The organism is Collinsella tanakaei YIT 12063 (genome assembly GCF_000225705.1).
In the GTDB taxonomy this organism is placed as follows: domain Bacteria; phylum Actinomycetota; class Coriobacteriia; order Coriobacteriales; family Coriobacteriaceae; genus Collinsella; species Collinsella tanakaei.
In genome coordinates this window covers 141,500-161,943 of sequence record NZ_JH126471.1, presented here as the reverse complement: position 1 = coordinate 161,943, position 20,444 = coordinate 141,500, and the positions used below count along the sequence as shown (strand labels likewise).

The following is a 20,444-nucleotide window of genomic DNA, read 5'->3' as shown; positions in this document are numbered from 1 at the left end:
AGCAATCAAGCAATCCCTCCTCGTCCCCTTTGACCAGGCCCCTCTCGAAAGGAGCGCCGTGCAGACCGCAACCGCCCCCGCCGTGGAATTCATCGACGTCACCAAGCGCTTTCCCGGCGCCGCCGCGCCCGCGCTCGACCACGTGAGCCTGGCCGTCGAGCCCGGCGAGCTGGTCTGCGTGCTGGGCACCTCCGGCGGCGGCAAGACCACCTTCATCAAGCTCATCAACCGCCTGCACGACCCCGACGAGGGCCGCGTGCTGGTAGATGGGGTGAACGTCGCCGAGCTGGACCCCGTGGAGCTGCGCCGCCGCATTGGCTACGTGATCCAGCAGACCGGCCTGTTTCCCCACATGACCGTGGCGCAAAACATCGCCTGCGTACCCAAGATCCTCAAGTGGGACCGCGGGCGCATAGACGCGCGCGTGGACGAGTTGCTGCGCCTGGTCCATCTGGATCCCGCCGAGTTCGCCGACCGCTACCCCGCCCAGCTCTCCGGCGGACAGCAGCAGCGCGTGGGCCTGGTGCGCGCCCTTGCCGCCGAGCCGCGGATCATGCTGCTGGACGAGCCCTTTGGAGCCATCGACGCCCTTACCCGCGCCAGCCTGCAAGACGAGCTGCTGCACATCCACCGCGGTAGCGGCAAGACGTTTATCTTTGTGACGCATGATGTGGCCGAGGCCATGAAGCTCGCCACCAAGATCTTGGTGGTGGACGCCGGACGCGTGCAGCAGTTCGCTTCTCCGGACGAGCTGGCCGCCCGCCCCGCCACGCCCTTTGTGCGCGAGCTGCTGGCCACGCAGGGCTTCTTGGCTCCGACGGGGCGCGACGCCGCCCCCAAGGCATCGCAGGAGGGGCGATAGCGATGGGCGTCTTCTCCTATATGGCAAGCCACGCGGACCTTTTTATGCGCGCCTGCGCCCAACACCTGCAGCTATTGGGCGTCACCATGATCGCCTCCTGCGCCCTGGCCTGCGTCCTCACCCTGGCCTGCCTTAAGTTCAAGCGCCTGGGCGACGCCGCCGTGGAGCTTATGGGCGCGTTCTACTCCATCCCCTCGCTGGCGCTGTTCGCGCTGCTCATCCCGTGGACCGGCCTGGGATTCACCACCGCCGTCATAGTGATGGTAGCCTACAACCAATTCATGCTGGTGCGAAACGCCCTGGAGGGCCTTCGCGGCGTGGACGCCTCCGTGCTGGAAGCGGCCCGCGGCATGGGCATGAGCGAGGCCCAGGTGCTGCTGACGGTGAGCCTGCCGCTGGCGATGCCCGCCGTTCTCGCGGGCCTGCGCCTTGCCTGCGTATCGACCGTGGGCATAGCCACCGTCGCGGCCGCCATCAACGCCGGCGGCCTGGGAGCCGTGCTCTTCAGCGGACTTCGCACCATGAACATCGATAAGATCCTGGGAGGAACCATCTGCTGCGCGGCGCTCGCCCTCGCTTTCGACGCCGGCCTGAGCGCCGCGGCGCGCGCCTGCGAGAAGCGGTTGCATATAGAGGGCTAGGGTCGCCGCCGGCGATGCCGCGTTCACGCCGCCGCAACAATTTCATCGTCCAAAACCCAGACCGCGGGCAGCCTTCCGCCCGCCTGCGGCCGCCCGCAGCCTCCTACCGAAAGTCCGCTGCCGCCCGCCGTAGCCTGCAGCGACTCGCCCGAGACCCGCTGAAACGCGACGGGAATCCAACCAAAAACTCGTCCAAATACTATAAGTGCCGCCGCATCCGAAAAAACTCGACCGTTCACCGAAATGGCAAGGTGCATTTCGCGCTAAAATAAGTCTTGCATGTCGTGTTACTACAACAGAGAGGAGAGGCATGCAGTACTCATCTGAAGTGGAGAACATGTGCCCCGTCGCCAAGGGCGCATACCACGGCCCCGCACCCATTCCCGAGGAGGGCAAGTGGGTTCAGGCCAAGGAGATCTCTGACATCTCCGGCCTCACGCACGGTGTGGGTTGGTGCGCTCCCCAGCAGGGCGCGTGCAAGCTCACGCTCAACGTCAAGGAGGGCATCATCGAGGAGGCTCTGGTCGAGACCATCGGCTGCTCCGGCATGACCCACTCCGCCGCCATGGCTTCCGAGATTCTCCCCGGCAAGACCATCCTCGAGGCTCTCAACACCGACCTTGTCTGCGACGCCATCAACGTGGCTATGCGCGAGATCTTCCTGCAGATCGTGTACGGCCGCAGCCAGACCGCGTTCTCCGAGGGCGGCCTGCCGGTCGGCGCCTCCCTTGACGACCTTGGCAAGGGCCTTCGCTCCCAGGTCGGCACCATGTTCGGCACCAAGGCCAAGGGCGCTCGCTACCTCGAGCTGGCCCAGGGCTACGTTACCCGCATGGCTCTGAACGACAAGAACGAGATCATCGCGTTCGAGTTCATGAACCTTGGCAAGTTCACCGACGCCCTCAAGGCCGGCAAGACCCCCGAGGAGGCCATCGCCGGCGCCATGGGTCACTACGGCCAGTGGGAGAACGCCGCCAAGTACATCGATCCTCGTACCGACGAGGAGACTCACACCGTCGCCAACGTGTTCCCGGTTCACGAGTAGAAAGGGAGGGATATAAGAATGGCTGTTACTTTCGAAGGTTACGAGCGCCGCGTTGAGAAGATCAACGCCTGCCTCGCAGAGAACGGCATCGCCTCCCTCGAGGAAGCCGAGCAGATCTGCCTCGACAAGGGCGTCAACGCTCGCGAGATCGTTCACGACACCCAGTCCATCGCGTTCCAGAACGCCGAGTGGGCCTACACCCTGGGCTGCGCCCTGGCCCTCAAGCGCGGCGTGAAGACCGCTTCTGAGGCCGCTTCCGTCATCGGCGAGGGCATCCAGGCCTTCACCGTTCCGGGCTCCGTCGCCGAGGACCGCAAGGTTGGTCTGGGCCACGGCAACCTGGGCGCCATGCTGCTGTCCGACGACACCGAGTGCTTCGCATTCCTGGCCGGCCACGAGTCCTTCGCCGCCGCCGAGGGCGCCATCAAGCTGGCTCTGAACGCCAACAAGGCCCGTCAGAAGCCCCTGCGCGTCATCCTCAACGGCCTGGGCAAGGACGCCGCCCAGATCATCGCCCGCATCAACGGCTTCACCTATGTGAAGACCCAGTTCGACTACTTCACGGGCGAGCTGAAGATTGTCGAGACCATCCCCTACTCCGATGGTCCCCGTGCCGCCGTCAACTGCTACGGCGCCGACGACGTCCGCGAGGGCGTTGCCATCATGTGGCACGAAAACGTCGACATCTCCATCACCGGTAACTCCACCAACCCCACGCGCTTCCAGCACCCCACCGCTGGCACCTACAAGAAGGAGCGCCTGGAGGCTGGCAAGAAGTACTTCTCCGTCGCCTCTGGTGGCGGTACCGGCCGCACCCTGCACCCGGACAACATGGGCGCCGGCCCTGCCTCCTACGGCATGACCGACACCATGGGCCGCATGCACTCCGACGCCCAGTTCGCCGGTTCCTCCTCGGTTCCCGCGCACGTCGACATGATGGGCCTCATCGGCATGGGCAACAACCCCATGGTCGGTGCCACCGTCGCCTGCGCCGTTGCCGTCAACGCCGCTCTGAACAACTAAGACACCCCCTATCGCCTGCGATAGACGTCTTGAGAGCCGTCACCCGTTTCGGGTGGCGGCTTTTCTTATGGGTCGAAAAAGGCCATCGCCCATGCAAGCGATGGCCTTTTTAGAGAGTTAGCTGGTGTTATAAAGCGTCTCGCGCCTTTGCGAAAAACCTACTCACCAAATCCGGAATCGATAAGCTCTACTAAGGTGTTAACCGCCTCAGTCTCATCCTCGCCTTCGGCACGTATCTCGACCTCGGTGCCCTGAGTAATTCCAAGCATCATGATGGACAGCATTGAAGAGGCATCTTTGTAATCTGAATCCTTACTAAGATTCTTGATTTCAACCTTCGAAGAGAATTCGCCGGCTTTTGTTGCGAGCACGGCGGCGGGACGAGCGTGAAGCCCGGTGGGATTTACAACAGTGGTCGACTTAGTAATCATGCTAATCTCCTTTAATCTCAAGCGTTGTGCTGCAACACCCGATAAACACGTTCACCGTAGTGTTAAGTAGTTCACTAGCCCCTATACAGAGGATGGCCCTCTGCTGGAACTACGCGCGTTCGCGCAAGATAGTCGTGCAAGGCGCGACGCGAAGGAAGGACGAGTGCAAGTATGCCCGAGATCAAGGTGATGACCATACCGGCAATCTCCCAGTAATAGTTCACATCGACACGAGTAGCCAGAACCGCCATCTCGCGAATATAGCGGGCAACCACAAATCCTGATCCTTCAAGAAGAAATCCTACAAGCACCTGGCGAATAACCAGGCACAAAGGACCTGCAGCCGTACCGTCCTCGCGCAGCACTTTAATATGAGCGATGCGCTTTCCCAGCGTCTGCCCCGGCCACACGCGAAGTGGGACCACCACAAAGTACAGAATGGCTGCAAGGATGCAAAGCGTACCCGCCACCACCCCGACGGCCCAAGGATACCCAAGCGCCTCGAAGATGTAGAGATTCGAGAACATGTCGTTGCGACGGGTGACCGCAGCATATAGCAAAACTGCAGGGAAACCGGATACCACGCCGCCAACAGCCCAATCGATCGCATATGCATAAAGACGTGAAAGAGGGGGCGCGGGGACCACCAAGGCGGAGGCCGGCGTCTTCGCCTTCACTGGAGATGCCAACGGCATCTCCAGCGCCGCCGCTTCGCCTATCTGCACGTGCGAACGCATCTTCTTGCTCTTCTTCTTACCCATGCTATCGAACCTCAAGAATACGCAGCTGCTTGGGCGTATGGTTGAGCGGAACGGCGACTCCGTCCCTCAGCAGTACATCGTCCTCAATACGCACGTCGCCCACTCCAGGCAAATAAACACCCGGTTCACACGACATAATCATGCCGTTTCGAAGAACGATGTCGCCACTGGTATTAAGAAGCGGAAGATCGCCGCCCATGCCTATTCCGTGTCCCAATCCATGGGTGAAATACGCGCCATAACCCGCATCAGCAATAACCTTACGAGCCGCAGCGTCCACATCGCGAGCGACAACCCCCTCGCGAATCGCCTCGATACCGGCCAAGTGAGCTGCCAATACCGTGTCGTACACCTTCACCATCTGCGAAGAAGGCTGCCCGATGAAGCAGACCCTTGTCATATCAGATTGGTACCCATTGATCTGCACACCAAAATCAATGAGAATAGGCTCGCCCTCGTTCACCGTGCGCATCGTCGGACGACCATGGGGCAGCGCGCTGCGCTCTCCGGTAGCAACAATCGTATCGAAACTCATCGCCTCTGCGCCCGCCGCGATGGAGTAGTAATGCACGAGCGCGGAGATTTCATATTCGGTCATGCCGATATGCAAATGCTCGAGCACCTTGGCATATACATCGTCCGCAACATCGACGGCATGCTGAACCGCAGCAATCTCATACTCGTCCTTGATAATGCGCATGCGTGCGAGCTCGCCATCAAGCAGCACGGGCTCAACATCAAGATCGCACAGCTTCTGGTACTCGCTCACAAGCACCTGGGAAGCCTCGGCACCCAGACGATGGATGTCGCACTCCCCTATGAGGATAGCAAGCTCTCCAAGGTAACTCACGCCCTGCTCGTGTACGCGAAACTCGAGGTCGTGCTCGATGTCTGCAGCCTCGTTCACATAGCGGCCATCCATGATGAGGTAACCCCCGGCGCGGGTGATAAGCACCTTGCAACCGCTTCCAGTCACCGTTCCCAAATACCGCTTAAGAGTCTTGCCCTTGATAAGAAGGGCATCGAGTCCGCGCTCGTCCATTAAAGCACGAACCGACTCAACACGAGCATTCATGTCTGTCACCTTTCAAACACGCCCGGCGGGCACGAGGTCCGCCGGGCATCAAGTGGTTCAAAACCGCGATAACAACTAGAAGTCGAGACCGAGGTCGTCGAGGATTGCCTCGTCCTCAGCGGAGAACGCGGACTTTTCGCTCTCGATGCGAGCCTCTTCCTCAAGGGCGCGCTTCTCGGCAACCTTGCAGAAGGGGTAGTACACAATGAGCGCCGCGACCAGCTGAACGATGTTGGCGACGATGGAGCGCCAGTCCATGTTAGTGAGGAAGCCCTCAAGGAACACGCCCACATACGGAGGGGTGAACGTAGAGCAGTCAAGCCAACCCCAGCTCATAAACCAGAACGGGATGGAAGACAGGATGCCGCCGAACAGAACGAAGGGGATGAACATGATAGGATTCAAGACGATGGGAGCGCCGAACAGGATGGGCTCGTTCACGCCGAACAGCGAGGGAATGAATGCGATCTTGCCAATCTCGCGCTGGACCTTGGACTTGGAGAACATGTACCAAATAACGACGCCCATGGTCACGCCCAGGCCGGTGAAGCCGCCGAATGCAGACATGGGACCAGGGGTGAAAATGTGGGTAGCAACGCCACCGGCCTGAACCGCCTCGATATTCTCGGCCAGGAACTGAGTAGCGATAGGCTGGACAATCGGTGAGAGCACCGAAGGATGGATGCCGAAGAAGAAGATGAAGCAGCGCAGCGTATGGTAGAACGTTACCGCAAGCGGGCTGTCCATGGAGCCGATGAGCGGGGCAAGCAGATTGGTGAAGATCTGGTTGGGCATGACGCCGAATACGCCTTGGCACACGATGCGGATAGCGAGGAACACACCGATGACGATGATGGTTACCGGGATGATCTCAAAGGAGCTCGAGATAAAATCCGGAACAGAATCAGGCATCTTGATAGTGAAGTTGCGCTTCTTGCACCAGCGATAAAGCTCAACGGCAACAAGTGAAGCGAACATGGCTACAAACAGGCCCTTGGAGCCGAGCGCAGACAAAGAAATTCCGCCCGCCTCGTCCATTTCCATGCCGAGAAGCAGGAATGCCACAAGCGCCATGCACAGAGAGCCAGGAATATCGAGGTCATAGGACTTTGCGAGGTGGTACGCAGCGACAACGGCTACGAACACGGACATGAGACCCATAGACACGGTGTAGGCAAGGTCGAAGTAGGACGTGTTGGCCACAATCCAGACGGACAGAGGATTGCTCTCTCCAATCATGTTGGGGATAGCGGAGGGAATAAGGCAGAACGAACCAATAAGCAGCAGCGGAGTCATAGCAACCATGGCCTTTTTGACCGCGCTCAAGTGGCGCTGCTTATCCATCTTCTCGGCGATCGGGCCGAGGTAGCGGTTAAGGAGGTCTTCGAATTTATCGAATGCTCCCACCTTCTTGGTGGTGTCTTCCATTCATCTTCCTTTCTAGGAGTTGTATGCCAAGATGGTCCTATTCGCCAGCAGCCTCGCGGGCCATGTCGGCCTTCCTCTTTGCAATAAGAAGCTGCTTGAGGACGGTTGCGCCATCCATCTTGCCGTACGTATCCTGGTCAACGATCACATAGGGGATGTGACGCGGCTCGATGAGAGGCTTGATGGACTCCAGCTTATGCGCAACCTGGGGACCCATGATGAGTGCATCCATATGGTCGACCTCTTGGTCGAGGAAGTCGGCGGCAATAGCCTTCAGGGTGAAGTCGTCGTCGTTAAGAGCCTTGCTCTCGTGAATGGTCTGCTTGATGCGATCCATCAGCATCGTGGTGGAGAAGCCGCCTGCGCAGCACAGTACGATGTCCATTTTCGCCATGATCGATTCCTTCCTACGTATGGCGTGATTGCCTATTTATCCTGCTCTGCGTCGCGTGCCTCGAAGATATTGACTATCTCCGCGATGAGATCGCGCGCGAGCTGGGAGGTCATATAGTGGTCCTGAGCATGGACCATGAGCAGATTTGCACCAGAGTCATCCGAACCCGACAGTGCCGCGGTAATGATCTCGGTCTGTACCTGATGCGCCTGGAGATCAGCCTCCTTCGCCTCTACCAGCATGGCGCGGGCGCCCTCGTAATCATGCTCGCGGACCTTAGCCAGGGCGCCAAAAGCCTTGGCCTTGCTGGCGCCAGCCGCACCGATGATGGTCATAATCTGCTGCTCGTTAATTTCCACGGGACAGTTCCTTCCTTGCTGCGTGGATACGTACGGTAAGAAGTGACCCTGGGGGTCGACGCAACCCCCAGGGCCTTTAAGGGGGCTAGTCGAAGCTCTTAAGCTCCTCGTATGTAGCGCGATCGATCGACGTAGCGATGGCGCACACAAGGTCGACTGCGGCATCGAGATCGCCGCCGCGCATAACGGACCAAGATCCGTGGCAATAACGCACGGGCACGCCGATAACGGTGGCGAGCTTTCCATCGCCGACCAGGTGCGCGGTGCCGGCATCCGTACCGCCGCCCTTGAAGATGTCGCGCTGGAAGGGGATGTTGTTCTTCTCAGCAAGGTCGATGATGTGGTGGAGCATCTTCTCGTTGGGCACGTGCATGCGGTCGTAATGAACGATCATGGGGCCGTGGCCGCACTTGCGCTGGTTTTCCCAATTGCGGGTAAACTCGGGAGCATTGGCGATGTCAACCGGAATGACAATATCCGCGTCGAGATGTGCAGCGGCAGTTGCCGCGCCGCGGCAGCCAACCTCTTCGCTCGAAGAGCCGGCAAACCACAGCTCCGCAGCATGCGGGGTGCCCGCAAGGCGCTTCATGGCCTCAGTTACCACGTATACGCCGGCGCGATCATCAAATGCCTTCCCAAGCAGGATATCGCCCACGGGCTTGAGCTCGCAATCGGCGTCAAACGTGCCCCAGTCACCAATCTGGATGCCAAGCTCAGCAACCTCTTCTGCCGTCTCGCAGCCAAAATCGATATACATATCACCCGGCTGGCTCTCAAGGTCGGCGCGCTTGGCGAACAGGACGCCGCGCACCTTCTTGCCAGAACGCGTTTTGATGCGAACGATTTGGCTCTCGACGCTGTTCTTGCGAGGGCCGCCCACACCAATAACGTGCACCATACCGATATCCGAGATATAGCGAACCATGAAACCGGCCTCGTCCATATGACCGGTAAACAGAACACGAACCGGGTTCTCCTCGGTGCCAGCGCTCTTGAACATAATGCTGCCGAGCTTGTCGTACTCAACGGCATCGGCAATGTCATCGAGCTCCTCGTGCATTACCGCCCGCACCTCCGTCTCGCGGCATGCCACCGCGTCAGCATTGCTCAGGCGGGTAATAAGTCCTTCGTTCACGATGCTCCTTCCATCATGCGTTGTGACCGCGGCTCTAGGGATCAGGCCCCGTGTGCCGAGTGCGGCTGTTCAATTTGCAGTGTATGCGGCAAAGCGGGGAAATGCTTTATCCACCGCTTCACCCTTGCGGTGCAAAGCCGAACATCCCCCATGGCTTCACCCCTGGAGTGAAAGGTGCAGGGATGGAATGAAAAACCCAGCACGGGATAATGGAAACGCTGATGCTCGAGCGCAAATCGCGCGCGGGGCATATCTCACGTTCATTGTGAAAGGGGTTCGCATGTCTGCGAAGTTTAACTTCGATGTCATGGCCGATCGATCGCTCGATCATGCACGCAAATGGGATCGAGAAATCATCCAGCAAAAGTTCCCGTATGCAAAAGAGGACTATATTCCCATGTGGATCGCCGACATGGACTTCCCCGCTGCGCCCGCCGTTCGCAAAGCCCTTGTCGAAGTTGCAGAGAACGGGGCGTATGGCTACGGCTATGCCCATGACGGATTCTATAGCGCCGTTATGTCCTGGCAGCACAGGCGCCATAACGTTGATGTAGAGCGAGATTGGATCACGCTCGCATACGGTACCGTCCCCACCATTCACTACTTGTACCAAGCGTTTTGCCAACCGAATGACTGCGTGATTCTCAACACGCCGGTATATGACCCGTTTGGCTACGCCGCCCACAATAACGGATTCCGCATTATCTCAAATCCGCTTATCTACCAAGACCGCACCTACTACATTGATTTTGACCTGTTTGAAGAACAGATGCAGCGCTTCCATCCTCGCATTCACCTGTTCTGCTCCCCGCACAATCCCGGCGGACGTATCTGGACTCTTGAGGAAATCGAGCGCGTCGCAGAGATCTGCTATAAAAACAATTGCTTACTGGTTGTGGACGAGGTGCACTGCGAGCATATTATGAGCGGTGATTTTCATTCCGCCCTGCAGCTTCCCGACCGCTACCTCGACAACCTCATCGTGCTCACCTCGCCCAACAAGGGATTCAACCTCGGCGGCCTCAAGACCTCCTACTCCATGATTCCTTCAGCGCGCGTTCGCGACGTTTTCCGCCATCGCTTGGAGATGAATTCCATCACCTCGCCCAATACCTTTGGGTGCGCCGCAATCATCGCAGCCTACAACGAAGGCGAGGAATGGCTTGACGCCATCACCGATTACTTACGCGAGAGCTACAAGCAAACCGCCGATTTCATTGAAAGCCGCATGAAGGGCTGGGAGCTCATGCATATGCAAGCATCCTACCTACCCTGGGTGAATATCTCTGGAACGGGCGCCACCGCCACCGAGCTGTGCGAGCACATGGCGCGAGAAGCGGGCGTCATTGTTGGCGACGGCACGTTCTACGTAGATAACGGCAGTCAGTTCATCCGCCTCAACCTCGGTTGTCCTCGTGCACTATCATCCGAGGCGCTCCTTCGCATGGAAGCGCATCAGCTTGTGCGATAGCACGACCACGCACCGCAAGAAGCCCCCAGTTCGGCGCCCGAGAGTCCGCTCCCGGGTGTCGCTCTTTTTTACAGTACAAAAGCTGAATCTTCATATCAACGCAATGCGCCGCAGGCCATTATTAAAGACATGCGGTGCAAGCGAGATTACAGGTAAGAAAGCATAGCGTCCAAGAACTGCTGGTAAGTGGTCGCCCGAGAGATAGATCGCATGGCGCCAGGAATGGTGAGAACTACGGCTATATGGTTGAACAGCTCGGAGAAAAACGCGCGGTCATCTCGTTTGATGGCCAGCATGAGAACCGCATGCACGGTTCTTCCCTGCCACGATAAGCCCCGAGGGAACAAAGCAACCGAAACCGCCGTGCGCCTAGCATCCATATCCACCGGATGCGGTAGCGCAATATCACAGTACGCGCTCGAAGACATCTCTTCGCGCTCTAGCAAACGCTCGCAAAAGTCATCAAACGCATAGCCCTCATCAACCAGACGGCCTCCCATCAAGTCAATCGCCTCACGCCAATTTGCAACATCAGGCTCAATGGAGAAAAACTCCTGACGAAAGAAGGTGCGCATATCGCGATTGAGCTCTTCGCGCTCGCGTGTTCGACGAATAGCATCGGCGCGCTCTTCAATAGCACGCGCATCACGACTGCCCAAGAACGAAGAAATCTGGACAACCGGCACGGAGGTATATCCCGAAATTGGAAACGTTGACACAACGAGATCGTAACGATCAAGAGAATCAACATCCTCAATCGATGACGCGACCGCATCGATAACTAGGGAGCGCTCGACCTCACGAGAAAACGCCTCGATACGTTCGGCACCATTCACGTTGTGCTGGGCGCACACGAGTAAGGCATGGAGCTTGTTCGCGCTTGTGCGCTGCTCTTCAATCAGGCACCCAACATGCAGTGCGATGTACGCAATCTCGTCCTCGTTAATCTCAAACCCCGTCTCGCTACGAATGACATCGGCCACAAACACCGCCACGTCATAGATAAACGGCTGCCCGTTCTTAATATCTCCCAGTTGAGGATTACGCAGCTGCATGTTCAGCGCCGCGCGAGAGAACAAATTGGCCAAATGGAGAGAAAAACGAAGCATGAAATCATGATCGGAAAAATCAAGCGAGAACACATCGCGCACTCGTCGCGCTATTACCTCCAGAACTTCAAACGCCTTTTTATGCTCCGGGTCATCCAAAACATTTCCACCAGTATGAATCAGATTCACGGAAAGCATCACGTACACTGCTTCGCGGTCGCTCTCGGCAACGACAACATCGTAATCGCTCTCGATTGCCGCGCATATCTCTTCAACGGACTGCTCCAGTTCGCGTGAAAGCGCAACGTCAGAGCTGCTTTCAGAATGCGGGCTACGCTTGACCGCCAAGGGGGCAGGATCGAAACCATTGAGCGTGCGCTCCACAAAAATAGCGATATGGATGATCAGATTCGAGAGGGCGTAATCGTTGATATAGAAACCGCGAGATTTTAAACTCGCATCGATCTGGCCACGAAGAGTCCTCAAGTCAATTCCAGGAAAATACCCGTTGATCATTTCAAATTGAGAGAAATAATCCTTTGTCTCATCAAAGATCAACTGAGCAACCATTTTACGTTCGCCCCGTGCACTACCTTCCACATGGATAGACCCGCCTCGTGACCGCAGCGACAAACCGTAATCGGTAACTCGCGCTTGATGGCAACAAGCTCGTTGTCGAGCGTCGCGAGCGAAATGTAGAGGGATTCGGCCAGGTCCGCGCAAGAGAGCTCACGATGGCGCATGAGAAGTTCAAACAATATGTAGCGCTTTCGCGCCTCAGCCGTCTGAGGGACCTCGGGGCTAACATTAGACAGGATACGAGAAGATGCTGCAGAATCGGCAAGGCGATAGCCCTTTGGGCCGCTTTCGATCAATCCCTCATGCATAGAATTCAAGCGCATGATGTCAGTCTTGATAGTTCTGGACGAGCACCCCATTTCCTGTGCAAGCGCGGAGGCGGTGACCCAGGATGTCCGATCCGACAAGATGCGAACAATCCCCCGTTTGCGATCAACAGCCAAAGGGCACCTCCTTCTCCGTTACGAATTTCATGCTAAAGCAGTGAGATGTAGCAAGCTACGCCGAGTCTTTCACCACATAGGGGAAAGACTCGCGTTTGGATTTCGCAAGTATACCCATACGAAAGATGATGTTCGGACGTACCATCATGCTTGTAACAAATCGGTGTCACCGCGTCACTAGACCGTCGCGCTATGCGCCCAGCAACACTCTCCATAGAAAGGAATCAGCCTTGAAGATTAAATTGTTCGAGCTGCGAGGCGATGAGAGGCAAGCCTACGAGCGCGCAGTCGCCGCTCTGCCCGAAAGCTATACCATCGATGCCATTCCCGACATTCTCTCGGAAGACAACATCGAGAGCGTCGCCGGCTACGAGGCCGTCGTCATCAACAACAAGTCCATCTTGCCCGCCGAGCTTATCACGCGCATGGGCGAGCTGGGGGTAAAGCTGCTTTCCTCGCGTTGCATCGGCTACAACCACATCGATATCGATGCCGCCCATCGAATGGGCATCCATGTATGCAACACCACCTACCCGCCCTACGGCGTGGCAGAGTTCGCCGTCATGCTCATGCTCATGTCGCTGCGCAAATGCAAGCCCGCCCTTTGGCGCCAACACGTAAACGACTACTCGCTTGAGGGCCTGCTCGGCCGCGAGCTGCGAACCCTTACCGTGGGCGTGATGGGCACTGGGCGCATAGGCCGCGCCGTAATCGACAACCTCTCAGGATTTGGGTGCAAGATCCTCGCTTATGACCCCTTCCCCAATGCCGACCTCATTTCGCGTGGAATATCATACGCGGACGTCAACACCCTCATTGAGCAAAGTGACCTTATCACCGTGCACATGCCGCTTATGGACAGCACGCGCAACATCATCGATGCGGAAGCGATCTCGAAAATGCGTGACGGCGTCGTGCTCATCAATGTGAGCCGCGGAGAACTTATGGATACCGATGCGTTGATCGACGGTATCGAGCGCGAGAAGATCGGCGCGCTCGCCATGGACGTATTCGAGGACGAAGCCGGCATTTACCATGAGAACCGCATGAACGACATCCTGGTAAATCGCAAGATGGCCTACCTTCGCCAGTTCCCAAACGTGCTGCTCACCAATCACATCGCTTTCTACACCGATGTTGATGTCGATAGCATGATCGAGCAGGGCGTTGCCAACATCGTTTCCATGGACAAGGGCGTCTGTGCAACCGAACTCTAACCTCGTCCGTTTGGAATGACCGCAGATTGTTGGCCTTCCTTCCCAAATCAAATCGCCATCCTTGGAGCACCGTCTATGATTCGTCTTATCAAGAGCAGTTTCAGCGTTATTGGAAAAGAGGGTTCGACCTTGGATGGCGAGGGCTTCATTCAGCGCCTGTGGAATGAAGCTAACGGCCACTTTGCAGAAATAAAACACCTGGCGAAAAGAGCCGAGGATGACAGCTTGGTTGGAATATGGGGAGCGATGTCGGACCACACCCATTCGTATCTACCATGGGAAGACAACTTTAGCGAAGGTCTCTACTTAGCTGGGATCGAATGCGAAGACGAGGCCGAAGCTCCTCTCGGTTGGACCAAATGGACTATACCGAGCTTCGAGTACCTTGTTGTCGCCAATAAAGAAGGGGCATTCGATCAAGCGATTGCTCATTTGCGCGCTGAAGGCATTCCACTTGCCGGCGCAGTCCATGAGTATATTGACCCAGCGACAACCCGTTGCCACCTCTATGTTCCCATTCGAAAAATAGAATAGCTTCGCCCCGCCCTGCCGCGTGAGCAATAACACCCACCGTCCTCAGCCACCGTCTACGTAAACGTTTATAGAGCCCATGCGCCCTCCCCTATACTGGACGGGATTAACCTATCGATATCAAGCGGGGCGCTATGTACGACGTACTTGTAATTGGAACGGGCATCGCGGGGCTCTCCGCCGCCGTGAGCGCGGCGCAGACGGGCGCGCAGGTGGCCCTTGCCAGCGCGGGCAAGCTGTTCTCCGGTTCGAGCTTCTATCCGGGAACCTGGGGCCTGGGCCTTATCGCACCCGTGGACGATGAAGACGCCGCCGACCTTGCAGACACCATCAAGCGCGTAGGGTGCGGCGTGGTCGTACCCTCGCTGGTCGATGCATTCGCCCATGGCATCCGCCCGGCGCTGGCGTGGCTGCAAGAAGAGGTGGGCGTAGAGCTGATGGAGCCCTCGTCCACAGACGCTGCGTCCCAGAAGGCCTTTATCCCCTGCTTTGACCATAAGCACCGCCAATGGCGCGGCCTTACCCGCCAATCTATGCAAGACGCGTTTACAAGCGCGATCGATCGCTTTGGCATCGATCTACTCGAGCGCCATGAGCTTGTTGACCTTATGGATAGAGGCGACCGGCTTGCGGGCGCGCTGTTCCTCAACACCGCTACCAAGCGCTTCGCCGCCGTGGGCGCGCGAGCCGTGATCCTGGCGACCGGCGGCACCAGCGGGCTGTTTGGCCGCACGCTGACGTCAAGGGACGTGCTGGGGTCCGTCCAAGGCATCGCCCTAAAACACGGATGCACGTTTATAAATATCGAGTTCATGCAGATGATGCCGGGACTGCTCTCGCCCGCCCGCGGCGTCATCTTCAACGAGAAGACGTTTCGCTACGCCGTTCCTCACGAGTCGTTAGACCGCGCGCGCCACTCAACGGCCGACCTGCTTGAGATGCGCTCTGGCTACGGCCCCTTTACCAGCAGGCTCGCGTCGCGCGCCGTTGACTTTGCCATAGACTCCGCCGGCGAGGACGGCTGGCCCGTCACCATGAACTACCCCAAAGACAGCGTGCCCGAATTTGTCCAAACCTTTAGCAGCTGGCTTAAAGATGAGTTTGGCGTCAAACCGGATACTCCGCTGCGGTTGGGCATATACGCTCACGCCTCCAACGGTGGCATTCGCATCAATAGCCGCGGCGAAACGGGCGTGGAAGGCCTGTACGCATGCGGCGAGGCAACGGGAGGCATGCACGGCGCCGACCGCATTGGCGGGCTCTCAAGCGCAAACGGCGTGGTCTTTGGCAGGGCTGCAGGCAGGGCCGCGGCGAAATACGCTCGCGTCGCCTCCGCTTCGAGCGACGTTGACGCAAGTATGGGCGGCACGGAAACGCCGTTGAAGGTTCCCGTGCAAACGCGAGCGATCGAGATGTACAACGCCACCAAGATCACCGGAGAGCTGCACCGCCTAATGAGCGAGCATTGCATGATTCGCCGTACGGAAGACAGCCTTGATGCCGCGCTTGAACAGATCGTCGAGCTTGAGGAGACCGTTCGCGATATCGCCGTGAAGCCCTCGCAGGCAAACGATTCGGCGAACCGCAGCGCCATGCTCTACCATCGCCTGAACAACCAGCTGTTGCTGGCCCGCGCCATGGTCGAAGCGATGCGGGAGCGCAGCGAAAGCCGCGGGTCGCACGCGCGAGCGGACTACCCGCAAGAGGATCCCGCGCTGGCCCACCCGTCGCGCGCGTTCTTGACGGGTAGGCGCAACACGCTCAACGTGACGATTGGGTAGCGCCGGACGCCAAGAGGATATCCCTATGCCCATGAAAGGGCGTAAGCGCTATGAAGAAGGCACCATTGTGGGTGGGCGCCCCCGCTCGGCGTCCGCCCCAAGACGCATCTAAAGGCGCAGAGCGGCCTCAGCGGCCTCGTTGCACCCCACCCCCCCGCCTTAAAACCAAGTCGCTCGCCTTCAGTGTGGTCAATGAGCGCCACGAGGCGGGGATCGGATTTTTATACACGCTCTACGGGGAGCATATTTAGACCGAAACGTAGCCGCTTATTCATTACATGCGTAGGTTATATATCGAATTTAAGCGAGTTGTAGCCATCTCACACGGCGCAACAACACTCTGTGCAGTTGCTATAAGCCACCTGAGGACTCGCTTGGGGCTGTCTTGCGCCTCAACGCCCCTCCACACAGCCCACTTCATGGCCCAGCTTACCCACCTCGTGGCACTCATTGACCATCCCGAAGCGGGTCGGTTTTCCGCCCTCGTTTTTGTCTGGATACAACGGGTGGAAATCGCAGTTAGCGGAGGATCCGAATGTATATCGGCAATCCCTGGCGTAAATTGGATCATAAGTAAATCTATAATAAAAAACTCCCATTGCGAGAGTTGAGAAATCAGATGGTGGACCGTCAGGGATTCGAACCCTGGACCTTGGGATTAAGAGTCCCCTGCTCTAGCCAGCTGAGCTAACGGTCCAACTATGTTAGGCAACGCGTGAAGAGGATGGTGGACCGTCAGGGATTCGAACCCTGGACCTTGGGATTAAGAGTCCCCTGCTCTAGCCAGCTGAGCTAACGGTCCAACTATGTCTTCAAGGTGAAGCGTGGGGTGGGTAAAGGGACTCGAACCCTCGACCTACGGGACCACAACCCGTCGCTCTAGCCAACTGAGCTACACCCACCATGTCTTCACTCGCGCGAAGCGCTAGGCTATTATGCAACGGAATCGCGGCGCGTGCAATACCCAATTTGAAAAGATTTTTATTCATGTGGATGCTCTTCACAACCCGGCAGTCATCATCGCAGCTCACCGCACCTATCCCCTATCAATAAGAAAGCGCCCCGTCATCCTGACAAGGCGCTTTCAAAAACAATCTTATCCGCGTGAAAGCCGGAAAGACTATGGGGGCGCCAAAGAGGCGCGCCATCCCTTCCTAGTAGGTAAGGTCGGAATCATCCAGGCTACCGCTAAAGATGCGGTAAGAGATCACGTGATACACCAGCACCAGCGGAACGCCAATGCAGGCGATGACGGTCATGGCGATCAGCGTAAGGTCGCTCGAGGCGGCGTTGGCGATGGTGATGGAGAACGCCGGCGCGGTCGCAGGGATAAGGTTGGGGAACAGAGAGGCGGCAAACATGCCCACCAGACCCACGCAGCCCAGGCTCACCAGCACGTGGCGGGCGACGTCTGCCTTGCGGCAGGTACCCTTGCAGGCGACAACGGCCGCCAGCGAGGCCACAAAGACCAGGGCGAACACAGAGGACACCGTGTTGGCGGTGATGCCGGCGGCGCTATTGGGCGCAACCACCATCATGAACTGCAGGCCAACCAGCGCAAAGACAACCAGGTCGGCGATCGCCAGGCGTCCGCGAAGGACGGTGGCGCGGGCCTTGAGGTCGCTGCCCTGGGGCGCCTTCAGGGCGATCCAGGAGCTCCCCTGCACCAGCATGTGCACCAGGCCCAACACGCCGCAGGAAAGGGCGAACGGGCTCAGCAGGTCAAAGAAGGTGCCAGTGTAGTCGCCGGCTGCGTTCAGGGGCAGACCCTGGACAACGTTGCCCACCGCGACGCCAAACAGCAACGCGGGCAAAAGGCTGGCGACAAAGAACAGCGCGTCCCACAGCTTGGCCCAAGCCGGGTCATGCGCGCGGAACTCAAGCGCGGTGGCGCGGACGATGAGGCCAAAGAGAACCAACATGATAGCCAGATAAAAACCGGAGAAGCTGGTGGCGTAGGCTGGGGCGAACGCGGCGAACAGCGCGCCGCCCGCGGTGAGCAGCCAGACCTCGTTACCATCCCACACCGGGCCGATGGCGCGGCGGACCACGGCGCGGTCGCGCTCATCGCGGGCCAAGAACGGATAGAGCACGCCGGCTCCCAAGTCAAAGCCGTCCAGAACAAAGTAGCCGCAGATCAGCACGGCGATAAGGACAAACCACAGGATTCCCAAAGCGGTCATCTACTCCACCTCCCCTTCTGCAGTAGCCGTATCGGCGGCAAAGGACAGCGATGCGGACGAGGAATCCTCGTCCCCGTTGGTAGCCAAGAACGCATCCGGGCCGGCCTTGATGGTCTTGGCGACCATGCGCACCCAGCCTGCGAACACAACCAGGTAGACAACAACAAACAGGCCCATGGTAATCATGAGCTGCGTGGAGTCGACGGATGCCGATGCCGCGTCGACCGTCTTGAGCTCGCCAAAGACAATCCACGGCTGACGACCGAGCTCTGCGGTGATCCAGCCAAACTCGATGGCCAGGTACGGGGCGAGCCACGCCAGCATGAGGATGACCAGCGGCCAGCGCTTGCCGGCCAGCTTGCCGCGGACGATGAGGAACGACAGGATCAGCGTGATGCAGATAACGCCGAACAGCGCGACCATGGCGTGGTAAGACTGGAAGATGGCGTTTACAAACTCGGGACGCTCGTCCTCGGCGAAGTCGTTGAGGCCGGGGTACTCGGTCTCGAAGCTCTGGTCCGCCAAGAAGGAGGTGCCGCCGGGAATGGAGAGCGCGTAGGTCTCCTGCTTCTCCTCGTCCACCCAACCAAAGAGGGACAGGGCAACGGGGCCCTCCTCATACTGGCCCTCCATGGCGGCGAGCTTGCTGGGCTGCGTGCGCGCGACGGCGAGCGCCTGGGCGTGGGCGGCGGGCAGCATGAGCAGGGCGGTCACCACGCCCACGATGGTGCCCACGCGGATAAAGATGTGGGCGGAGCGCTGATCGCGCTTTTTCCACAGGTAGAAGGCTCCCACGGCGATGCACACAAAGGCGCCCAGGATCAGCAGGGCGATGACGGTATGGAAGAAGCGCTGCAGGGTGGTGTGGTTGAGCGCGGCGGCAAAGAAGTCGGTGAGCACTGCTTTGCTGCCGTTGTAGGAATCGACCACCTTGTAGCCCGCGGGCGTCTGCATCCAGGAGTTGGCGATGATGATCCACAGCGAGCTGAGCATGGAGCCAAACCACACCAGCCAGGAGCTGACCATGTAGAAGCGACGCGACACGCGCGAGCGGCCAAACAGCAGCACGCCCAAAAAGACCGACTCGAGGAAGAAGGCGAACAGGGCTTCGGCTGCAAGCGGCGCGCCAAAGATGTCGCCCACAAAACGCGAGTAGCCCGCCCAGTTGGTGCCAAACGAGAACTCCATGGTGATGCCGGTTGCGACGCCCACGGCAAACGTCATGGTGAACAGCCTGGTCCAAAACTGCGCCCGGGCCTCGTCATGGGCATCATGGCTTTTGTACGCCTTGGTAGTCATGATGGCCACGATGAGTCCGAGACCAATGGACAACGGAACGAACAGGTAGTGATACAGCGCGGTAAATGCGAATTGCATTCTCGCCAAGCTAGCTGCGTCCACGTACATCCCCTCCCTTTATTCCGACGGGACCACGTGGATTCTGCCATCTGGACAGCCGCTTCCCGTACGATGCACAGCGTGTAATGATACCTGATTAGAAGCACATGCATAATCAGGTACAGGATATACTTCTGCACCATGATACAAGGCTGGAGAAGCCGTGGGAACATAGGTTAGCTTATAGAGCGCTTTGCTATCCTGCGCCTTACAAAAGAGCTCGCGGCGACGCCCGTTATAGCGCCCATACAATCGAGGAGCACGTCTGCCACCTGGCCGCAGCGGCCCGGAACAAAGAGCTGGATGACCTCGTCCAAAGAAGCCGCGATCAGCACGGTGGAGGCAATGGTAAGCACGCGGGCGCAGTCCAGATGCGCATGGCGATCAAGCGCGACGGACACGGAAACGCCCAGCGCCGCGTACTCGGTGAAGTGCGCCATCTTGCGGATGATGAAGTTGCTGACCCAACTTGCGGGCAGACCGAGGTCGACGAGGAAGCCTTGGACCATGGCGAGCACGCCATGGCTGATCTCCGAGCTGTCGGATCCCGGAACCATGGAATTGCACCATATGGCGAGGACGATGACGACGGAAGCCGCCAGCCAGGGAATCGATATGGAAGACCGCAGCCTCTGCAT

20 protein-coding genes and 3 tRNA genes are annotated in these 20,444 nt (G+C 58.4%); 8 read left to right on the top strand and 15 right to left on the bottom strand.

Annotation, left to right across the window (positions count from 1 at the left end; translation table 11 throughout):
* The first annotated feature begins 58 nt into the window (after nt 1-58).
* From HMPREF9452_RS08560 to HMPREF9452_RS08545, 4 genes are all read left to right on the top strand, one after another.
* On the top strand, nt 59-862 hold the full coding sequence (locus tag HMPREF9452_RS08560) for an ABC transporter ATP-binding protein (RefSeq protein ID WP_009141743.1): 804 nt from the start codon (nt 59-61) through the stop codon (nt 860-862).
* Between the two features lie 2 nt (nt 863-864).
* Nucleotides 865-1,503 carry an ABC transporter permease gene (locus HMPREF9452_RS08555; protein WP_009141742.1) on the top strand — a complete coding sequence of 213 codons (639 nt, stop codon included), beginning with the start codon at nt 865-867 and terminating at the stop codon, nt 1,501-1,503.
* A 310-nt stretch (nt 1,504-1,813) separates the two neighbouring features.
* Nucleotides 1,814-2,548 (top strand): iron-sulfur cluster assembly scaffold protein, encoded by a 735-nt coding sequence (locus tag HMPREF9452_RS08550; protein WP_009141741.1) that lies wholly within the window; start codon nt 1,814-1,816, stop codon nt 2,546-2,548.
* Between the two features lie 18 nt (nt 2,549-2,566).
* Nucleotides 2,567-3,571, top strand: coding sequence for a GGGtGRT protein (locus HMPREF9452_RS08545; protein ID WP_009141740.1), 1,005 nt, complete (start codon nt 2,567-2,569; stop codon nt 3,569-3,571).
* Between the two features lie 158 nt (nt 3,572-3,729).
* Here HMPREF9452_RS08545 and HMPREF9452_RS08540 read toward each other — a convergent pair whose 3' ends face one another.
* The 7 genes from HMPREF9452_RS08540 to HMPREF9452_RS08510 form a co-directional block, all read right to left on the bottom strand.
* Entirely contained in the window at nt 3,730-4,002 is a 273-nt protein-coding gene (locus HMPREF9452_RS08540; RefSeq protein WP_009141739.1) for an HPr family phosphocarrier protein, read from the bottom strand.
* Nucleotides 4,003-4,076: 74 nt separating this feature from the next.
* Complete coding sequence (locus HMPREF9452_RS08535; protein ID WP_009141738.1) at nt 4,077-4,763, bottom strand: RDD family protein; 687 nt, start codon at nt 4,761-4,763, stop codon at nt 4,077-4,079.
* Between the two features lies 1 nt (nt 4,764).
* Entirely contained in the window at nt 4,765-5,838 is a 1,074-nt protein-coding gene (locus HMPREF9452_RS08530) for a M24 family metallopeptidase (RefSeq protein WP_009141737.1), read from the bottom strand.
* A gap of 75 nt (nt 5,839-5,913) precedes the next feature.
* Nucleotides 5,914-7,266: a PTS sugar transporter subunit IIC gene (locus tag HMPREF9452_RS08525; RefSeq protein ID WP_009141736.1), complete on the bottom strand. Its 1,353-nt coding sequence runs from the start codon at nt 7,264-7,266 to the stop codon at nt 5,914-5,916.
* Between the two features lie 37 nt (nt 7,267-7,303).
* Nucleotides 7,304-7,660 (bottom strand): PTS sugar transporter subunit IIB, encoded by a 357-nt coding sequence (locus HMPREF9452_RS08520; protein WP_009141735.1) that lies wholly within the window; start codon nt 7,658-7,660, stop codon nt 7,304-7,306.
* Between the two features lie 32 nt (nt 7,661-7,692).
* Nucleotides 7,693-8,019, bottom strand: coding sequence for a PTS lactose/cellobiose transporter subunit IIA (locus tag HMPREF9452_RS08515; protein WP_009141734.1), 327 nt, complete (start codon nt 8,017-8,019; stop codon nt 7,693-7,695).
* An 85-nt stretch (nt 8,020-8,104) separates the two neighbouring features.
* Nucleotides 8,105-9,154, bottom strand: a complete 1,050-nt coding sequence (locus HMPREF9452_RS08510) for a zinc-binding metallopeptidase family protein (RefSeq protein ID WP_009141733.1) — start codon at nt 9,152-9,154, stop codon at nt 8,105-8,107.
* Nucleotides 9,155-9,434: 280 nt separating this feature from the next.
* Here HMPREF9452_RS08510 and HMPREF9452_RS08505 point away from each other — a divergent pair, with 280 nt between their 5' ends.
* Nucleotides 9,435-10,625, top strand: coding sequence for a MalY/PatB family protein (locus tag HMPREF9452_RS08505; RefSeq protein WP_009141732.1), 1,191 nt, complete (start codon nt 9,435-9,437; stop codon nt 10,623-10,625).
* Nucleotides 10,626-10,771: 146 nt separating this feature from the next.
* On the opposite strand, the gene HMPREF9452_RS08500 is transcribed toward HMPREF9452_RS08505, so the two are convergent.
* Together HMPREF9452_RS08500 and HMPREF9452_RS08495 are read right to left on the bottom strand one after the other, a co-directional pair.
* Nucleotides 10,772-12,244, bottom strand: a complete 1,473-nt coding sequence (locus tag HMPREF9452_RS08500; protein ID WP_040362765.1) for a BglG family transcription antiterminator — start codon at nt 12,242-12,244, stop codon at nt 10,772-10,774.
* On the bottom strand, nt 12,229-12,696 hold the full coding sequence (locus HMPREF9452_RS08495) for an HTH domain-containing protein (RefSeq protein ID WP_009141730.1): 468 nt from the start codon (nt 12,694-12,696) through the stop codon (nt 12,229-12,231). The genes HMPREF9452_RS08500 and HMPREF9452_RS08495 overlap by 16 nt, the downstream gene beginning before the upstream one ends.
* 230 nt (nt 12,697-12,926) lie before the next feature.
* On the opposite strand from HMPREF9452_RS08495, the gene HMPREF9452_RS08490 reads away from it, so the two are divergent.
* From HMPREF9452_RS08490 to HMPREF9452_RS08480, 3 genes are all read left to right on the top strand, one after another.
* Nucleotides 12,927-13,913 (top strand): D-isomer specific 2-hydroxyacid dehydrogenase family protein, encoded by a 987-nt coding sequence (locus HMPREF9452_RS08490; RefSeq protein ID WP_009141729.1) that lies wholly within the window; start codon nt 12,927-12,929, stop codon nt 13,911-13,913.
* 75 nt (nt 13,914-13,988) lie between these two features.
* Nucleotides 13,989-14,447 (top strand): GyrI-like domain-containing protein, encoded by a 459-nt coding sequence (locus tag HMPREF9452_RS08485; protein ID WP_009141728.1) that lies wholly within the window; start codon nt 13,989-13,991, stop codon nt 14,445-14,447.
* A 131-nt stretch (nt 14,448-14,578) separates the two neighbouring features.
* Nucleotides 14,579-16,225 (top strand): FAD-dependent oxidoreductase, encoded by a 1,647-nt coding sequence (locus HMPREF9452_RS08480; RefSeq protein WP_009141727.1) that lies wholly within the window; start codon nt 14,579-14,581, stop codon nt 16,223-16,225.
* A gap of 620 nt (nt 16,226-16,845) precedes the next feature.
* On the opposite strand, the gene HMPREF9452_RS08475 is transcribed toward HMPREF9452_RS08480, so the two are convergent.
* The 6 genes from HMPREF9452_RS08475 to HMPREF9452_RS08450 form a co-directional block, all read right to left on the bottom strand.
* Nucleotides 16,846-16,922 (bottom strand) — tRNA-Lys (locus HMPREF9452_RS08475).
* 28 nt (nt 16,923-16,950) lie between these two features.
* A tRNA-Lys gene (locus HMPREF9452_RS08470) sits at nt 16,951-17,027 on the bottom strand.
* 23 nt (nt 17,028-17,050) lie between these two features.
* Nucleotides 17,051-17,127 (bottom strand) — tRNA-His (locus HMPREF9452_RS08465).
* Between the two features lie 252 nt (nt 17,128-17,379).
* Nucleotides 17,380-18,408: a cytochrome d ubiquinol oxidase subunit II gene (gene cydB / locus HMPREF9452_RS08460; protein ID WP_009141726.1), complete on the bottom strand. Its 1,029-nt coding sequence runs from the start codon at nt 18,406-18,408 to the stop codon at nt 17,380-17,382.
* Entirely contained in the window at nt 18,409-19,815 is a 1,407-nt protein-coding gene (locus tag HMPREF9452_RS08455; protein WP_040362763.1) for a cytochrome ubiquinol oxidase subunit I, read from the bottom strand. It lies immediately after the preceding gene.
* A 167-nt stretch (nt 19,816-19,982) separates the two neighbouring features.
* Nucleotides 19,983-20,444 carry a VanZ family protein gene (locus tag HMPREF9452_RS08450; protein WP_009141724.1) on the bottom strand — a complete coding sequence of 154 codons (462 nt, stop codon included), beginning with the start codon at nt 20,442-20,444 and terminating at the stop codon, nt 19,983-19,985.